Raw genomic sequence first — 408 nt, forward strand, 5'->3', positions numbered from 1 at the left:
GCGCCGCCGGCTCGGGTCCGCCCCCCGCCGCGCAGCAGCAGCCGCCGACTCAGGCGCCCCAGCCGGCCGCCGCGACACCCGCCCAAGCCGTCCAGCCCACCGGCGACGTGGCGCGCGTGCACGAGATGTGGGGTCAGATCCTCGACGCCGTGCGCGGCCGCAACCGGGTGGCCTGGATGATGCTTCAGACCGCCACCGTGGCCGGTTTCGACGGTACGACCCTGGTACTCGCCTTCGAGCAGGCCGGTGCTCGCGAGGGCTTTCGCAACGGCGGCCGCGACGAGATCGTCCGGCAGGCCGTCAAGGACGCCTTCGGCTTCGACTGGCGGATCGAGTGTGTCGTCGCCGGCGAGGGCACCGGCCTCGCCGCCCCGGCCCGCCGCCCGAACCCGCCGCCGACCCAGTCCG

The 408-nt window shown here is 75.7% G+C and carries 1 pseudogene; it reads left to right on the top strand.

Features of this window, described 5'->3' with window-relative positions:
- Window positions 1-408, top strand: a pseudogene (locus GT354_RS11035) (DNA polymerase III subunit gamma and tau); the annotation flags it as partial.

Source organism: Streptomyces sp. SID3343 (genome assembly GCF_009865215.1).
GTDB lineage: Bacteria > Actinomycetota > Actinomycetes > Streptomycetales > Streptomycetaceae > Embleya.